Source organism: Dokdonella sp., assembly GCF_036518555.1.
Classification (GTDB): Bacteria; Pseudomonadota; Gammaproteobacteria; order Xanthomonadales; family Rhodanobacteraceae; genus Dokdonella_A.
In genome coordinates this window covers 1-17,244 of record NZ_DATDMY010000228.1, presented here as the reverse complement: position 1 = coordinate 17,244, position 17,244 = coordinate 1, and the positions used below count along the sequence as shown (strand labels likewise).

Below are 17,244 nucleotides of genomic sequence, written 5' to 3'. Positions count from 1 at the left end.
CCGCGCGCGGCGAACGCGCTGCGCCGGCTTGGCCGCGCTCACGATCGCGTGTGCGCGCAGGCGCGGGTCGGCGCGCAAGCACTCGTACAGGAAATCCGCGAGCGCCTTGATGCGCGCGACGTGACGCAGGTCCGGATGGGTGAGCAGCCACAGCGGCGACGCGAACGGCGGCTCGATCGCGAACAGCTGCACGAGCGCGTCATCGGCCTGGTCGGCGGGCAGGAGCGCGATGCCGATGCCGGCCGCGGCGAGCGCAGCCATGGTGTTGAGGTCGCCCGCACGCACGACGAAGCGCTCGTACGGATGGCGCGCATGCAGCCATGCGAACACCGGCAGGCGCGAGAAACGCGCGTCGGCGCCGATCAATGCATGCGCGGCGAGATCGTCCATCGTGCGGGGCCGCCCATGTGCGTCGACGTAGGCGCGGCTCGCGCAAGCGAGCCAGGGCAGATCGACGACTTTTCTCCCGACGAGATGGTCGGGCGGCTGCGCCGTCGCGCGCAACGCGAGGTCGGCTTCGCGCCGCGCGAGGTCGAAATCGCTGTCGGCTGCGGCGATCTCGACCCGGATGTCCGGATGCAAGGCGCGGAACGCAGGCAGGTAGCGCGCGATGTACGCACTCGCGAGGTTCGGCGCGGTCGTGATGCGCACGTCGCCGGACAGGCGGAAGTCGCTGCCGGCGACCGCGCGTTCGAGCGCATGGATCGACTGCTCGACCTGCTCGGCGTGCGTGCGGATCGCTTCCCCCTCGGCGGTGAGCACATAGCCTTCGGGCAGGCGCTCGAACAGGCGCACGCCGAGTGCGTCCTCGAACGCGGCGAGACGGCGGAACACGGTCGAATGGTTCACCGACAGGCTGCGTGCGGCCGCGGCGAGGCTGCCGCCGCGGGCGATCGCGAGCACGTAGCGCAGGTCGTTCCAGTCGAACATCGGCAGCTCCGGCAGGGGCCGCGAGCATCGCATCCGAGTTTGCACGATTGCAAACACGTATTGTAAATCTTGGTGATTTACGTGCAGCTTAGCAAGGCCTAGCGTGTGCTCCCCCGCCGGCTCCGACCGGCATCCACACGAAGGATCCGCCATGCACACTTCGGCTTTCGGCGCAGCGCTGCTGCGTCTCGCGCTCGGCGTGCTGTTCCTCGCCCATGCGCTGCTCAAGCTCGTCGTCTTCACCTTGCCCGGCACGGTCGCCTGGTTCGAACAGCACGGACTGCCGGGGCTGCTCGTCTACCCGGTCGTCGTGGCCGAACTGTTCGGTGGACTCGCGCTGCTCGCCGGCATCGCCGTGCGCCCGGTCGCGATCGTGCTCGGGCTCATCGCGCTCGGCGCGATCCTGCCCCACGCGGGCAACGGCTGGGAGTTCGCCAATACCGGCGGCGGCTGGGAATACCCGCTGTTCATCGCGCTGGTCTCGTTCGCCCAGGCCTTGCTCGGCGCAGGCGCGTGGTTGCCTCCGCGCGGGTCGCATGCGCGATCGACGGCCTGAACGCCTCCCTCCCGCCCCAACCACTGGAGTCATCCCATGCGTCTGTATTACGGCCCCGGCCTCTGCTCACAGGCCCCGCACATCGCGTTGCGTGAAGCCGGCCTTGCGTTCGATCTCGTCAAGGTCGACCTCGAGACCCACCGTACCGAGGACGATCGCGACTATCTCGCGATCAATCCGGCGGGCTACGTGCCCGCACTCGAAATCGAACCCGGCGTCGTGCTCACCGAAGGGCCCGCGATCCTGCAGTACGTCGCCGATCGCTCGCCCGCGAGCGGGCTCGCGCCCGCGAACGGCAGCCCGGAGCGCTATCGCCTGCAGTCGTGGCTCAACTTCATCACGAGCGAATTGCACAAGGGCTATTCGCCGCTGTTCAAGCCGGAAACGCCGGTCGAATACCGCCGGCAGGCGCTCGGCCTGCTCGGCCGTCGGCTCGCGATCGTCGAGCAGGCGCTCGCCCGGGGTCCGTTCATCGGCGGCAGGACGTTCACGGTCGCCGACGCGTACCTGTTCGTCGTCACCGGCTGGTCCGGTTTCGTCGGGCTCGATCTTGCGCCGTTTCCGAACCTCGTCGCGTTCCGCGCGCGCGTCGCGGCACGGCCGATGGTCAAGGCCGCGCTCACGGCCGAGGGTCTCGCGCGCTGATGCGCAGGCGCGCCGCGGTCCCGGCGACGCGGCGCGCGTGCTGCGCGGAACGAGGCTGGTTGCGCGCGGGCATGGCCTTTCCCGCGCGCGTGCATGCTCCTATGGTGGCGCCACCGACACCACAGCGAGCCTGCGCATGAAAGCCGTCGCCCTGACCCGATACTTGCCCATCGACGACCCGCAATCGCTCGTCGACGTCGAGCTGCCACGTCCCCAAGCGCGAGGTCGCGACCTGCTCGTCCGCGTCGAGGCGGTATCGGTGAATCCCGTCGACACCAAGGTGCGCGCACCGAAGGCGCAGGTCGAACCCGAACCGAAGGTACTCGGCTACGACGCCGCCGGGGTGGTGGAGGCGGTCGGCGACGCGGTGACGCATTTTCGCGTCGGCGACGCGGTCTACTATGCCGGCGACATCACGCGCGCGGGCAGTAATGCGCAGTTCCAGCTCGTCGACGAACGCATCGTCGCGCGCAAGCCGGCATCGCTCGACTTCGGCGCGGCCGCGGCGCTGCCGCTGACCGCGATCACCGCGTGGGAGCTGCTGTTCCAGCGCATGCCGTACGACGCCGACGACGGCGGCAACGGGAAGTCGCTGCTGGTGATCGGCGGCGCCGGCGGCGTCGGCTCGATCGCGATCCAGCTCGCGCGGCGGGCCGGCTTCATCGTCGTCGCGACCGCATCGCGCCCGGAAACCATCGCCTGGTGCCGGCGGTGCGGCGCCGACCACGTGATCGACCACCGGTCGGCGCTCGCGCCGCAGCTGGCGGCGCTCGGCTTCGAGGCCGTCGACGCCGCGATCGGGCTCGTCGAGATCGATCGCTACTGGGACGAACTCGGCCTGCTGCTCGCCCCGCAGGGTCATCTCGGCCTCATCGTCGAGCCGAAGGGCGCGCTCGGGATCGGCGATCCGTACAAGGCGAAATGCATCGGTATCCACTGGGAGATGATGTTCGCACGGCCGCGATTCCGCACCGCCGACATGGCCGAACAGGGGCGTATCCTCGACCGTGTCGCCGCGCTCGTCGACGCGGGAGAGCTCGTGGGCACGCTCGGCGAGACGCTCGCGCCGATCGACGCCGCGAACCTGCGCGAGGCGCACCGCCGCCTCGAGTCGGGAACGATGGTCGGCAAGCTGGTCGTGTCGGGCTGGTGAGGCGCCGCTCGCGCGAAGGCGCGCCGTCGCCGACAATCGCGCGATGCCGATCACCCTCGACCAGATGCTCGCGCTCGGCGCGTTCGACGGAGACTCCGTTGCCGCGTTGCGCACGCTGCACGCGCACTTCTCCGCGAGCCTCGCAGGCTGCTCGCTGTCGCTGCTGCAGGTGGAGGGCCATCTGCCGGGCGAGTGCCACCTCGCGGGCCTCGTCGACGAAGCCGGCGTCGAGCGCATCGCCAACACCGATCCGCGCGGCCAGCGCGAGCGCGCGCGGACGTTCGACGACGCGCTTTCCCGCGCAATGCTCTCGCCACGAAGCGCGCACGTCGTACGCGTCGACGGCGCCGTCGCCGACGCACCGTTCGCTCGCGCGCTCGGGTCGCCCCTCGCCGTGCTCGGCGTTCCGGTCGCGAACGCGGGCGTCGTGCGTCACTGGCTCGCATTCGGCAGCGCCGATGCGAGGCGCTTCGACGCGCTCGATCTCGCCGCCTGGCTCACGGAAGTGAATCTTGCCGCGAACCTCGTCGTGCGTCCGCTCGCGACGCGCGCGCTGCGTGACGAGACGGTGCGCCAACGCAAGGCGATCGAGGGCATCGCCGACGTGCAACGCCTGCTTCTTCCGGACGATCCGCCGATCCGAGGCCTCGAGTACGCCGCGCACTGGCAGCCCGCGGAAACCGCCGCCGGCGATTACTACGACCTCATGCCGCTCACGCAGTACGCGCCTCCCGATTTCGTCGACCCCGGCGCCGACATCTGGGCGCTCATGCTCGCGGACGTCTCGGGCCATGGCGCGGCAGCAGCCATGGAAGCGGTGCAGTTCGACGCGATCCTGCGCACCTACCCGGGCGGGGAGGACGCGGGCCCCGCGGGCGCGCTCACCTATGCGAACCGCCACTTCTTCTCGCGTCGCAGCCGGGGCCATTTCCTCACCGCGCTTGCGCTGCTCTATCGACCCGACCTGCGCCGCGCGACCTTCGTCGATGCCGGCCATCCGCCGCTGCTGCAGCGACGCGGCGACCACGTCGTGCGCCATGGCGGCGGCACGCAGATTCCTCTTGGCGTGCTGCGCGACCATGCCTGGCAGAACGAGAGTTTCGAGGTCGCGCCCGGGGACGTGCTCGTCGTCTACACCGACGGCGTGGTCGAAGCGCGCGACGCGAACCGCGAACCGTTCGGCGAACAGCGTCTCATGGAACTCGTGCGCACGGGCCCGGAGCAGCCCGCGGACCTGCTCGCAGTGTTGCGCGAACGCCTCGCCGCCCACCAGGGCGGCACGATCGGCAGCGACGACCAGACCGTCGTGGTGCTGCGCATCGCGCACTGAGTACCGGCCGCCTCGCGCGCCTCCGGGCGCGACGGCGCGGCGCATGCTTGTCGGCGGCCCTCATTCCGGGCATCTTCATACGATCGTTTGAATCCGGCGGGCCACCCGTGCGCTATCCGAACCTGTTCGCTCCGCTCGACCTCGGCTTCGCGACCCTGCCGAACCGCGTGCTCATGGGTTCGATGCATACGGGCCTCGAAGACCGCGCACGCGACTTCGACAAGCTCGCCGCGTATTTCGCCGAGCGCGCGCGCGGCGGCGTCGGCCTCATGGTCACCGGCGGTTTCGCCCCGAGCGTGGCCGGCTGGCTCAGCCCGTTCGCAAGCCGCTTGTCGATGCCGTGGCAGGTCGCGCCGCACCGGCGCATCACGCGCGCGGTGCATGCCGAAGGCGGGCGCATCTGCCTCCAGATCCTGCATGCCGGTCGCTACGGCTACCACCCGCTTTCGGTCGCGCCGTCGCGGGTCAAGTCGCCGATCACGCCGTTCACGCCGCGCGCATTGTCCGCGCGCGGAGTCGAACGCACGATTGCCGACTTCGTCAACTGCGCGCGCAAGGCGCAGGACGCCGGCTACGACGGCGTCGAAGTGATGGGTTCCGAGGGCTACCTCATCAACCAGTTCCTCGCCGAGCGCACGAACCGGCGCGAGGACGACTGGGGCGGCAGCGTCGAGAAGCGGCAGCGCTTCCCGGTAGAGATCGTGCGCCGCATGCGCGCGGCGGTCGGACGCGAGTTCATCATCATCTACCGGCTCTCGATGCTCGATCTCGTCGATCGCGGCCAGGCCTGGGACGAGATCGTCGCGCTCGCGAGGAAGATCGAAGGCGCGGGGGCGACGCTCATCAACACCGGCATCGGCTGGCACGAGGCGCGCGTGCCGACGATCGTCACGAGCGTGCCGCGCGCGGCGTTCGCCTGGGTCACGCGGCGCATGAAGGCGGAAGTGAACATCCCGCTGATCACGACCAACCGCATCAACATGCCCGATGTCGCCGAGCGCATCCTGCGCGAAGGCGATGCCGACATGGTGTCGATGGCGCGTCCGCTGCTCGCCGATCCGGAATGGGTGCGCAAGGCGCGCGAGGATCGCGGCGACGACATCAACACCTGCATTGCGTGCAACCAGGCCTGCCTCGATCACGTGTTCGAGAACAAGCGCGCGAGCTGCCTCGTCAATCCGCGCGCGTGCCACGAGACCGAGCTCGTGATCGCCGCGGCCGCGTCCAGCAAGCGCATCGCCGTCGTCGGCGCCGGCCCCGCCGGCCTCGCGTGCGCGACCACGCTCGCCGAACGCGGTCACGCGGTCACGCTGTTCGATCTCGCGCGCGAGATCGGCGGCCAGTTCAACATGGCCAAGCGGATCCCGGGCAAGGAGGAGTTCCACGAAACGCTGCGCTATTTCGCGCGTCGCATCGAACGGACCGGCGTCGAGCTTCGCCTTGGCACGCGCGCGACGGCGGAGCGGCTGCGCGGATTCGACGATGTCGTGCTCGCCACCGGCGTCACCCCACGCGCGATCGCGATCCCGGGCGGGGACCGCCCGAACGTGCTCAGTTACGTCGACGTGCTGCTACACGACGCGCCGGTCGGTGCGCGCGTCGCGATCATCGGCGCGGGCGGGATCGGATTCGACGTCGCCGAATTCCTGGTCGAGCCCGCACCATCGCCGACGACCGACGTCGCGCGCTGGACGCACGAGTGGGGCGTCGACATGACGCTCGCGGCGCGCGCGGGTCTGGCCAGGCCGGCGCCCGAAGCGCCTGCCCGCGAGGTCTGGCTGTTGCAGCGCTCGCCCGGCAAGCCGGGCAAGCGCCTCAACAAGACGACCGGCTGGGTACACCGCGCGACGCTCGCCGCCAAGCGCGTGACGATGCTCGGCGGCGTCGCCTACGAGCGCATCGACGACGACGGACTGCACATCCGCGTCGGCGACGAGGCGCAGGTGCTCGCGGTCGACACGATCATCGTCTGCGCGGGCCAGGAGCCGAATCGCGCTCTGCACGCCGAACTCGGTGTCGACGGCGCCCGCGTGCACCTCATCGGCGGCGCCGACGTCGCCGCCGAGCTCGACGCGAAGCGAGCGATCGACCAGGGCACGCGCCTCGCCGCGAGCCTGTAAGCGCGTGCGGAGCGTCGGAGTGGCGCAGCCAGCGCGACGTCGCCATGGGCGACGCACCACGCCAAGGGCGTTCGCATCGATGAAGCGGCCGGGATCTTCGGCGCCAGAGGCAGCCGGGTTCAGCGTCCATGCAACCGAGTGCTGGCATCAGCTCCGTCCAGCGGGTGCGCTCACGCGATGCCGTCATCCGCTTCGGGAACGTCGCGACCCGACGTGCCGTTGCACACGGCGAAACTCAGCGTTCGCCGAGGCGCGGCAATCGCGTATTGATTCGTCGAAGGCGGCTCGCCAGCATGCATGCACACCCATTTCGGAGGCTCGAATGAAACTCTACTACTCGCCCGGCGCCTGCTCGCTCGCAGATCACATCGTGCTCGAATGGATCGGCGAGCCGTACACGACGCAGCGCGTGAGCCGGGACGAGCGCGCGGGCGCCGATTTCAAGCAGAGGATCAATCCGGCCGGCGCGGTTCCGGTGCTCGAGCAGGACGGCTGGCTGTTGACCCAGAACTCGGCGATCCTCAACTACCTCGCCGACACCTTCCCGCAGGCGAAGCTCGGCGGCGATGGCACGCCGAAGGGCCGCGCCGAAGTGAACCGCTGGCTCGCCTTCGTCAACTCCGACGTGCATCCCGCGTTCAAGCCGCTGTTCGGATCGACCGCCTACCTCGAAGATGCGGCCACGATCGAAAAGACGAAGGACGCCGCACGCAAGACCCTGCGTGCATTGTTCGAGCGCGCGGATGCGCAGCTTTCGGGGCGGGAGTGGATCGCGGGCGAGCGCTCGATCGCCGATCCTTACCTGTTCGTGACCTTGCGCTGGGCGAAGGGCCAGAACGTGGATCTCGCCGGCCTCGACAATCTTGCGGCGTTCTTCGCGCGCATGGAGGCCGACGCCGCCGTGCGGAAGGTGCTGGCCGACGAGACCGCCTGAGCCACAGCCATCGCACGTGCGGACGTGGTCGGCTCCCGCCTTCCCGTTGCGCGCCGCGAGTCGGTTCAGGCGACCGCGGCGCGAACGATGCGCTCCCACTCGTGCGCGAATTCGGCGCTGCGCGCCTTGGCGATCGCAGCGCTGATGTCAGGCAACAACGCGAGCAGTTCGTCGGCGTTGCTGCAACGCTCGATGCGCAGCTGCGTCATGAAGCCGCGCAGGCCGAGGTACTCGCGCACCCCCTCAGACATCAGGCCGCTCAGCGTGATGAAGCGCTGGGCGGCCGGCGACGGCGCCGTTGCGGCCGGCTCGGGCGCCGCCGCGGCCGAGCCGAGCGGGGCGATCAGGCCGAGCGTGGCGAGCTGGTCGATCGCGCCGGCCGGCGCGTGCAGCGTTTCGCCGAAGCGACGCAATTGCGCTGCGTCGCGCTGCCCGTCGACGAGCAGCAGCAGCGAACGGACGGGCGGTGCGAGCTTGTGCCGACGCGAGCCGATCTCGGCTCGACCGGCATCGGTCTTGGCGTAGACGGTGGCGGCCTGCATGTCGCTCCCCCGGGAGCCGCTACGGACGCGACCAGTATCTCCGCACGCCGCGATCCGTCAAGGGCGCCGATCGATCGGCACGAATGCGAGATCCTCGGGCCCGGTGTAGTTGGCGCTCGGTCGGATGATCTTGCCGTCGATGCGCTGCTCGATCACGTGGGCGCTCCAGCCGGACGTGCGCGAAATGACGAAGAGCGGCGTGAACATCGCGGTCGGCACGCCCATCATGTGATAGCTGACCGCGCTGAACCAGTCGAGGTTCGGGAACATCTTCTTGACGTCCCACATGACCGACTCGAGCCTCTCGGCGATGTCGAACATCTTCATGTTGTCCTGCGCCGCCGACAGCTCGCGGGCGACGTCCTTGATCACCTTGTTGCGCGGGTCGCCGACCGTGTAGACCGGATGGCCGAAACCGATCACGACCTCCTTGCGCTCGACGCGCGCGCGGATGTCCGCTTCGGCTTCGTCGGGGCTGTCATAGCGCTTCTGTATCTCGAACGCGACCTCGTTGGCGCCGCCGTGCTTGGGCCCGCGCAGCGCACCGATCGCGCCCGCGATCGCCGAATACATGTCGCTGCCGGTACCCGCGACGACCCGAGCGGTGAACGTCGACGCGTTGAACTCGTGCTCGGCGTACAGGATCAGCGAGGTGTGCATCGCGCGCACCCACAGCTCGTTCGGCTTCTCGCCGTGCAACAGGTGCAGGAAATGGCCGCCGATCGAATCGTCGTCGGTCTCGACTTCGATGCGCCTGCCGTTCACCGCGAAGTGGTACCAGTACAGCAGGATCGAGCCCAGCGAGGCCATCAGGCGGTCCGCGATGTCGCGGGCGCCGGGATGGTTGTGGTCGTCTTTCTCCGGCAGGGCGCAGCCGAGCGCCGAGACCGCCGTGCGCATCACGTCCATCGGATGCGCCGACGCCGGCAGCTGCTCGAGCACGGCCTTCACGGAGGCGGGGATGCCGCGCAGCGCCTTCAGCTTCGCCTTGTAGCCGGCGAGCTCGGCCCGATTGGGCAGCTTGCCATGCACGAGCAGGTACGCGATCTCCTCGAACTCGCAGGTCGTCGCGACATCGAGGATGTCGTAACCGCGGTAATGGAGATCGTTGCCGCTGCGCCCGACCGTGCACAACGCCGTGTTACCGGCGGCGACGCCCGAAAGGGCGACGGATTTCTTGGGTTTGAACGGCGTGGCGGTGTCGGTCATGGCAATCTCTCGGTGATGGGTTCGTTCTTCGCCGCCTTCGGTCAGTCGCCGAAGGCTTCGCCCGGCGGCAACGCGGGGCATGAATCGACGGGCTCGTGCGCGGCTCGCGTGTCCGCGTCGTCGCCCGCATACAGCCAGCACTCCTCGAGCGTCGAGCAGTAACAGATCTCGATGCCGGAACGGAGCGCGCTCACCTTGCGGAATCGGTGGTAGACGTCCTCGTCGCCGATCACGAGCATCGGCACGACTTCGCCGCCGCTGACGACGTTGTCGGTGATCGTGGACGTGCGCAGCGGCACGTGCTCGAGACCGAGCGCGGTCACCACGTCGCGCCACGTGCGCTGCGGCTTGCCGTCGACGGTCACGCGCACGCTTTTCACGATCGCGGGGCCGACGCCCTTGTTGAGCAGCTTGACCGAATTCTCGGTGTCGTAGCTTGCGAGCATGAGGTACGGCCATACCTGGGCGCGCACCTGGGTGCGCTGCAGGTAGGCCGTGTAGCCCGACACCACCAGCGCGAGTGCGCCGATCAGCGCCGCGATGATCGCGGCGAGGCCGTCCCAGTTGCGCGCAGGGGCTTCGTTGGCGCGCGGCCGCTCGCTCATCGACTACTCGCCCGAACCGCCGCCGGCGAACAGCGCATCGAGCTTTTCCTCGTAAGCGTGGTAGCCGAGGAAGTCGTACAGCTCCGCGCGCGTCTGCATCGTGGGCACGGCCGCCTTTTGCGTGCCGTCGCGGCGCACGGTCTCGTAGAAGCCCAGCGCGGCCTTGTTCATCGCGCGATAGGCGCCGCAGCAGTACAGCGCGATGTCGACGCCGGCGCCACGCAGTTCGTCCACGGTGAAGAACGGCGTCGAGCCGAACTCGGTGAGGTTGGCAAGGATCGGCACCTTCACCGCCTGCTTGAACCGCCGGTAGTCGTCGAGCGTCTTCATCGCTTCGGGGAAGATCATGTCGGCGCCGGCCTCGACGTAGGCGACGGCCCGCTCGATCGCGGCGTCGATGCCCTCGACAGCGGCCGCGTCGGTACGCGCCATGATCACGAAGGCCGGATCGGTACGCGCGTCGACCGCAGCCTTAACGCGATCGACCATTTCGCCCTTCGACACGACCTCCTTGCCCGGTCGGTGCCCGCAGCGCTTCTGGCCGACCTGGTCTTCCATGTGCACGGCGGCGACGCCGACGTTGACGAACGAGCGGATCGTGCGCGCGATGTTGAATGCGCCGCCCCAACCGGTGTCGATGTCGACCAGCAGCGGCATCCGCGTCGCGTCGACGATGCGGCGCGCATCCGTGAGCACGTCCTCCATCGTGCTGATGCCGAGGTCGGGCATGCCGAGCGAATTCGCCGCGACGCCGCCACCGGACAGATAAATCGCCTTGTAGCCGACGCGCCTCGCCATGAGGCCGGCGTACGCGGTGATCGCGCCGACGACCTGCAAGGGCCGCTCTTCGGCGACGGCCGCGCGGAAGGCCGCGCCGGCGGAAGGGCTGGTCATGGATCGTGCTCCGGATGCTGACGATGCGTCAGCCGCGGATTTTAACCCAGTCGGGTCCGCCTGCCGTCGCTGGGGGCGCCTTCACGCCCTGCCCGCTACGAGCGTCGATTCCGATCCGGCCCAGCGCTCGATCGGCGCCGGCCGCCCGAGCAGGAAGCCCTGGCCGAACTCGCAACCCATGCGCAGCAGCGCGCTTCTCTGCGCCGGCGTCTCGATGCCCTCGGCGATGACCTGGATGCCGAGCGCGCGGGCCAGCGCGAGGATCGCTGCGACGACGGTCGTCGTCGCGGGCGTCCCCTCGTCGAGCGCGTGGACGAACGATCGGTCGATCTTGAGCATGCGCAGCGGCAGCGAATGGAGGTAGCTCAGCGACGAGTATCCGGTGCCGAAGTCGTCGAGCGCCGCACCGATCCCGAGCCCGCGCAAGCGCTCGAGCGTCGCGCGCACGCGCTCGGGGTCGTCGAGCAGCGAGCCTTCCGTGACTTCGATGATGAGGCGCGCGGGGTCGAGGCCGGTGCGCTCGAGCAGACGCACGAGCCGGCGGTCGAAATCGGCGTGCTGCAAGTGCAGCGCGGAGACGTTGATGGTGAGGAACGGTCGCGTCTCGTCCAGTTGCTGGATCGAGCCGCACGCGGCCTCGAACACGCGCCAGTCGATCGCCTCGATGTGGCCGCTGTCCTGCGCGACGCGCAGGAAGGCGGACGGCCCGACGACGCCGTCTCGCGGATGGTTCCAGCGCATGAGCGCCTCGTAGCCGACGACTTCGCCGTCGGCGAGGCGACAGAAAGGCTGGAAGTACGGCTCGAACTCGTCGCGTCGCAACGCCTGGCGCAATTCGCCTTCCATCGCGAGCACGTCGATCGCGCTCTTGGCGAGCGTGTCGTCGAACAGCGTGTATCGCTTGCGACCGAGCTCCTTCGCACGATACAGGGCGATGTCCGCGTCGCGCAGCAGCTCGTCGGCCACGACGTAGTTGCCGTCTCCGATTGCGATGCCGATGCTCACCGAGGGATCGAGTTCGCGACCGGCCAGCTGCAGCGGCACGCCGAGGGTGTCGAGCACGCGCTGCGCGACGTCCTCGACCGCGGCACGATCGCCGACGTCCTCGATGAGCACCGCGAACTCGTCGCCGGACAGGCGCGCGACCATGTCCGGAGCGCGCACGCACTTGAGCAGGCGTCCGGCCACCGCCTTCAGCATTTCGTCGCCCGCGAGGTGGCCGAGACTGTCGTTGACCACCTTGAAGCGGTCGACGTCGAGATAGAGCAAGGCGCAGCGCAGGTTCGGCTCCTCGCGCAGCCGGCCGAGGATGCGATCGAGCCGTTCGCGCAGGAAGCCGCGGTTCGGCAGCCCGGTCAGCGCGTCGTGCATCACCTGGTGCTTGAGCTGGTCCTGCGCGCGCTCGCGCTGCAGGATCTGCTCGCGCAGTTCGCGCGTGCGTTCGGCGACGCGCAGCTCGAGTTCCGCGTTCGCACGTTGCAGCGTGGCCGCCGAGCGCCGCCGGTGGATGCTGTTGGCGATCTGCAACGCGGCGAAACTGAGCAGCTCCTGGTCCGACGGGCCGTACGATACCGTCTCCGTGTAGCTTTGCACGACGACCACGCCGATCGGCTGCTCGTCCACGCGCAACGGCACGCCGAGCCAGCAGAACGCGGGGCGCCCGATGCGGGCCGGATCGATCTCGCCGCTGCGCCCGAGCTCGTCGATGCGCGCGGTGTCGCCGAGCAGCGGCACCCCCGTGCGCAGCACGTACTCGGTGAGCCCGCGCCCTACCTCGCGCGATACCGTGCGGCGTGCGCCGGCATCGACGTAATAGGGGAACGACAGGATGCGACGGTCGTCGGAGAGCAGTGCGATGAAGAAGTTCTCGGCATTGAGCAGCTCGCCGACGACGGCATGCAGGCGTTCGTAGAATTCGTTCTCGTCGATGTCGATCGTCGCGAGCTGCGCGATGTGGAACAGGGCCGCCTGCAGGCGTTCCGCGCGCTGGCGCTCGATCACCTCGAGCTGCAGGCCGAGGTTCGCCTCCGCCAGCTCGAGCGTGCGCAGGCGCACTTCCTGCTCCAGATCCTCCTTGTTGCGCTTGCGTTCGAGCGCGGTGAGGATGTGGCTGCCGACGAACTCGAGCAACGCCCGGTCCTCGGGCGTGAAGCCGATGCCTTCCTGGTAGCTCTGCACCACGAGCGCGCCGCGTGCCTTGCCATTGCGCAGCATCGGTACGCCGAGCCAGTCGTAGCTGTCCGGCCCGACCGGCCGCAACGGCGCGGCGACCTGCTTGCGCAGCTGGTCCATCGAACCCATGAGCGCCCTGCCCTCGACGATGAGGTGCCAGGTCAGCGTGTCGCGCAAACCCTCCATCGGGATGTCTTCGGACGTGTCGGGGACTTCGGTGTCTTCGACGTCCGCGAAGTAGAGGAAGCGCAGGCTGTCGCGTTCCGCGTCGTAGCGGACGATGAAGAAGTTCTCCGCGTACATCAGCGTGCTGACGATGAGGTGGATGCCGCGAAGCAGGTCGGGCATGTCGCGATCGGATCCGGCGAGGTCCGAGATGGCGAACAGCGCGCGCTGCAGCGCTTCGGAGTGCTCGAGCTGCTTGTGCGACTGGTGCAGGTCCTGCAGTTGAAGCGCGCGGCGCAGGTGCACCGAGGCGAAACGCGTGCACGGGGCGAGCATGTCGAGCATCGGGGCGGAGACTTCGTCGGGGAACTGCAGCAGCAGCGCAGCCCGATCGTCGTCCAGCCGTACGTCGACGCGACGGCCCTCGATCCGCATCGACTCCTCGGCCGCCATCAGCGCCGCGACGCGGCGCATGTCGGCGCGCTCCGGGCGGCCCACACCGGCGGAATCGATCATCTCGGCGACGTCGTCGAGCCACATGACGAGCTGCGCGCTGCAACCGAAGTGGCGCTGGATCATGTCCACGATCGCCTGCGCGGTTTCCCGCGGGGCCGTCAGCTCGACCAGCCGGAGCAGGCACTCCAGCTGTACCGCGTCCGCTGGCTGCAGGTTTGTGGAACAGTGAACCATGGGACTCCGGCCGCGCGTGCGCGGGGCTGTGGCCGCGACACCCCTTCGCCGCAGGACGGCACCAGTGCAGCGCGCGGCGGCGCGGGTGTCAATAGCGGGGCATCTCGCGGAGGCGCCGGAAGCGCCGGGACGAGGGCCGCAAGTGGTCGGGCCGCCCGCGGCGGGATCGTCAGCGGCGGGCGGATTCGAGCTCGCGAACGAGGCGATCCGCGCCGTAGACCTTGCGCAGCGCTTCGAGTATCGCCGAGCTGTGGACGGCCACGGTACGGTTGAGTCGCTCGTCGTACCAGTAGTTGCCGCCGAGCGAGTGGATGTTGCCGTCGAAGACGAGGCCGACGATCTCGCCGCGGGCGTTGACGAGCGGGCTGCCCGAGTTGCCGCCGATGATGTCGTTCGTCGTCGCGAGGTTCATGCGCGTGCGCAGGTCGAGCCGCTCCTTCGCGGCGAGCCACGTGGCCGGCAAGGCGAACGGATAGGCACCGGTCGCGTGCGCGAACGTACCGGCAATGTCGGTGAAAGGCGGCACGAAGGTCCCCTTCTCGTCCCAACCGCGCACCTCGCCGAACGAAAAGCGCTGGGTGAACGTCGCGTCCGGGTACGTGCTCGTGCCGTACTTCTCGAAACGGGCGGCGGCGACGAGCTGCGAGTTCTGGTCGACGATCGCCTCCACCTCGTCCTCGTACCGGCTGCGGATCGCGCGCGCAGCCGGATCGACCGCGCGCGCGAGCACGATGAATGGGTCATCCGACTTCGCGACCGCCTCGGCGCCGCCGTCCCAGAGCGCCCTGCGCACGGCTGGATCGCCGAGCCGGGTGCCTGCGACGAGCCGGCGCGCGAGCGCTTCCGGGGCATCGGTCCCGAGCACCTGCCTCACGAATGCGTCGTCCGTACCGAGCGCCTCGCGCAACTTCCGCAACGACCAGCCCAGCGTGACCTGTTCGTAGTCGGGATACACCGGCGCGCTCGAGAACAGCCGCTGCGTCACGCTCGGCAGCCTGGAATCGGTGAACTCGCGCAGGCGTTCCGCGTTCGGCTTGCCGCGCTCGACAGTGCCGCGCACGAGCGTGCGAGCATGTCCGTAGTATTCGGAGAAGAAGCCGCGGCGGGCCTCGATGTACTTGTAGCGTGCTTCGACCGTGCGATACGCGTCCATCGCGTTCGCGATCGCGTCCCAGGCGCCGCCGTACTTCGCCTTGCGCGCGGGGTCGGCGTCGACGAACGTGCGCAACTCGGCTTCCTGCGCGCGCTTGAGCGCGAAGACGGCCGGATCCTGCAGCGCCAGCAGGCGGCCGCGCAGCGCCTTGAACGCGTTCTCGACGCTGAACAGGTCGTGCTGGCCGATGCGCCAGTGCTCCGGCGATTCGCTGCGGAACTGCTCGATCATGCCGCGTTGTTCGGCGAGCAACAGCAGGCGCGGGATCAGGTCGTGGTCGCGAGCGGACTCGAGTTCGGCGACCGTCAGCTGGCGATCGGTGCCCCCCGGGTTGCCGATGGTGACGACCATCTCGCCTTCCGCCGCGCCGTCCGTCGAGAACGGGAAGAAGTCGGCGACCCTGGCCGGCTTGCCATCTTCCCAGGCACGCAGCATGCCCATGTCGAGGTCGTAGCGAGGGAAGTTGAAATTGTCGGGGTCGCCGCCGAAGAACGCCATCTCGAATTCGGGCGCGAAGACGAGACGCACGTCCTGGTAGCGGTGGTACTCGTACAACGCGTAGATGCCGCCGTGGTAGAGGTCGACGACGTCGCAGCGCTTGCTCGCGCTGTTGCCCGCGACGCATTCCTTCTCGATCTCGGACTTGATCGCCCGGTCTGCCTTGCCGAACGCCTCGCCGCTCTTGCCCGCGGTCGCCCCCTTCACGCGTGCCGTCACGTCGGTGATCGCATCGAGGCGGTTGAGCTCGATCTCCGGGCACTTGATTTCGTCCTTCTCTTCCTTCGCGAGGAAGCCGGACTTGATGAAGTCCTTGTCGGCGTCCGACAACTGCTGGACACAGGAGTTGACGCAGTGGTGGTTGGTCAGCACCAGCCCGTTCGGCGACACGAACGAGCCCGAACAGCCGCCCGCGAGGCGCAGCGCGGCACGCTGCGCATGTGCGGTCCACGCGGCGGTCGGCGTGAAGCCGTATTTCGACTTCAGCTGCGCCAGCGGCAGGTTGTCCGGAGTCCACATGCCTTCCCCGGCCATCGCAGCGGACGCGGTCGCGCACGCGAGGAAAACGCCGACTGCGAGCTTGTGCATGGGAACTCCTCGGGAGGATCGGCGCAACCGGCCGCGCCGGCTCGCGTCGGCGGCAGCGCGGGATGCGTGCATCGAACGGAAGCCGGCCGCGGCGTGCAGCCGGCGGGATCCGGCGGCCGCCGCCGGGGCGGCGCGCCGGCCTGGATCAGCGCTTGGCGAACAGATGCTCGACGCCGGCGCGTTCCTCGCGCAGTTCCTTGTCGGTCGCATCCATGCGCTCGCGCGAGAACGCTCCGATCTCGAGGCCCTGGACGATCGTGAAGCGGCCACCCTTGATCGAGACCGGGTAACCGTAGATCACGCCGGGCGCGATGCCGTACGAGCCGTCCGACGGAACCGCCATCGATACCCAGTCGCCGTCCGCGGTGCCGTGCGTCCAATCGCGCATGTGATCGATCGCCGCGGATGCCGCGGAGGCCGCCGACGACGCGCCACGCGCCTTGATGATCGCGGCGCCGCGCTGCTGCACGGTCGGGATGAACGTGTCCTTGTACCAGCCGCCATCGACTGCATCGATCGCCGGCTTGCCCTTGACGGTCGCGTGGTGGATGTCCGGGTACTGCGTCGAGCTGTGGTTGCCCCAGATCGTCATGCGCTTGATGTCGGTCGTGTGAGCGCCGGTCTTCTCGGCGAGCTGCGAAAGCGCCCGGTTGTGGTCGAGGCGCACCATCGCGGTGAAGCAGTTGGGATCCAGATCGGGTGCGTTGGACTGCGCGATCAGCGCATTCGTATTGGCGGGGTTGCCGACCACGAGCACCTTGACGTCGCGCTTGGCGTGGTCGTTGAGCGCCTTGCCCTGCGGGGCGAAGATCGCACCATTCGCTTCGAGCAGGTCCTTGCGCTCCATGCCCGGGCCGCGCGGGCGCGCGCCGACGAGCAGCGCGTAGTCGACGTCCTTGAACGCGACGTTGACGTCGTCCGTGGCGACCACGCCGGCGAGCGTCGGGAATGCGCAGTCGTTGAGTTCCATCACGACGCCCTGCAATGCGGGCAATGCGGGGGTGATCTCGAGCAGGTGAAGGATCACCGGCTGGTCGGGGCCGAGCATGTCGCCGGCGGC

At 69.1% G+C, this 17,244-nt stretch carries 14 protein-coding genes; 6 read left to right on the top strand and 8 right to left on the bottom strand.

Annotation, left to right across the window (positions count from 1 at the left end):
• A partial coding sequence (locus tag VI238_RS12730; RefSeq protein WP_331651923.1) for a LysR family transcriptional regulator occupies window positions 1–930 on the bottom strand: 930 nt, incomplete at its 3' end.
• 151 nt (window positions 931–1,081) lie between these two features.
• Here VI238_RS12730 and VI238_RS12725 point away from each other — a divergent pair.
• The 6 genes from VI238_RS12725 to VI238_RS12700 all read left to right on the top strand — a co-directional run bounded on the left by VI238_RS12725 (window position 1,082) and on the right by VI238_RS12700 (window position 7,668).
• Window positions 1,082–1,486, top strand: coding sequence for a DoxX family protein (locus tag VI238_RS12725; RefSeq protein WP_331651921.1), 405 nt, complete (start codon window positions 1,082–1,084; stop codon window positions 1,484–1,486).
• A 36-nt stretch (window positions 1,487–1,522) separates the two neighbouring features.
• Window positions 1,523–2,131 carry a glutathione transferase GstA gene (gene gstA / locus VI238_RS12720; RefSeq protein ID WP_331651919.1) on the top strand — a complete coding sequence of 203 codons (609 nt, stop codon included), beginning with the start codon at window positions 1,523–1,525 and terminating at the stop codon, window positions 2,129–2,131.
• A gap of 136 nt (window positions 2,132–2,267) precedes the next feature.
• Complete coding sequence (locus VI238_RS12715; protein WP_331651917.1) at window positions 2,268–3,284, top strand: zinc-binding alcohol dehydrogenase family protein; 1,017 nt, start codon at window positions 2,268–2,270, stop codon at window positions 3,282–3,284.
• Between the two features lie 43 nt (window positions 3,285–3,327).
• Entirely contained in the window at window positions 3,328–4,614 is a 1,287-nt protein-coding gene (locus tag VI238_RS12710) for a PP2C family protein-serine/threonine phosphatase (protein ID WP_331651915.1), read from the top strand.
• A 107-nt stretch (window positions 4,615–4,721) separates the two neighbouring features.
• Window positions 4,722–6,734: an NADPH-dependent 2,4-dienoyl-CoA reductase gene (locus VI238_RS12705; protein WP_331651913.1), complete on the top strand. Its 2,013-nt coding sequence runs from the start codon at window positions 4,722–4,724 to the stop codon at window positions 6,732–6,734.
• 322 nt (window positions 6,735–7,056) lie between these two features.
• Window positions 7,057–7,668, top strand: coding sequence for a glutathione S-transferase family protein (locus VI238_RS12700; protein WP_331651911.1), 612 nt, complete (start codon window positions 7,057–7,059; stop codon window positions 7,666–7,668).
• Window positions 7,669–7,733: 65 nt separating this feature from the next.
• Here the strand turns inward: VI238_RS12700 and VI238_RS12695 are convergent, their stop codons facing one another.
• The 7 genes from VI238_RS12695 to VI238_RS12665 all read right to left on the bottom strand — a co-directional run.
• Window positions 7,734–8,210, bottom strand: coding sequence for a hypothetical protein (locus tag VI238_RS12695; RefSeq protein WP_331651909.1), 477 nt, complete (start codon window positions 8,208–8,210; stop codon window positions 7,734–7,736).
• Window positions 8,211–8,267: 57 nt separating this feature from the next.
• A complete protein-coding gene (gene prpC / locus VI238_RS12690) occupies window positions 8,268–9,419 on the bottom strand; it encodes a bifunctional 2-methylcitrate synthase/citrate synthase (RefSeq protein WP_331651907.1) in 1,152 nt (383 codons plus the stop codon).
• 41 nt (window positions 9,420–9,460) lie between these two features.
• A complete protein-coding gene (locus VI238_RS12685) occupies window positions 9,461–10,024 on the bottom strand; it encodes a hypothetical protein (RefSeq protein ID WP_331651905.1) in 564 nt (187 codons plus the stop codon).
• A 3-nt stretch (window positions 10,025–10,027) separates the two neighbouring features.
• Complete coding sequence (gene prpB / locus VI238_RS12680) at window positions 10,028–10,918, bottom strand: methylisocitrate lyase (RefSeq protein ID WP_331651903.1); 891 nt, start codon at window positions 10,916–10,918, stop codon at window positions 10,028–10,030.
• Between the two features lie 81 nt (window positions 10,919–10,999).
• Window positions 11,000–13,834, bottom strand: a complete 2,835-nt coding sequence (locus tag VI238_RS12675) for a bifunctional diguanylate cyclase/phosphodiesterase (protein ID WP_331651902.1) — start codon at window positions 13,832–13,834, stop codon at window positions 11,000–11,002.
• 280 nt (window positions 13,835–14,114) lie between these two features.
• Complete coding sequence (locus VI238_RS12670) at window positions 14,115–16,184, bottom strand: S46 family peptidase (protein WP_331651900.1); 2,070 nt, start codon at window positions 16,182–16,184, stop codon at window positions 14,115–14,117.
• A 145-nt stretch (window positions 16,185–16,329) separates the two neighbouring features.
• On the bottom strand, window positions 16,330–17,244 hold a 915-nt coding region (locus VI238_RS12665), incomplete at its 5' end, for a malate dehydrogenase (protein WP_331651898.1).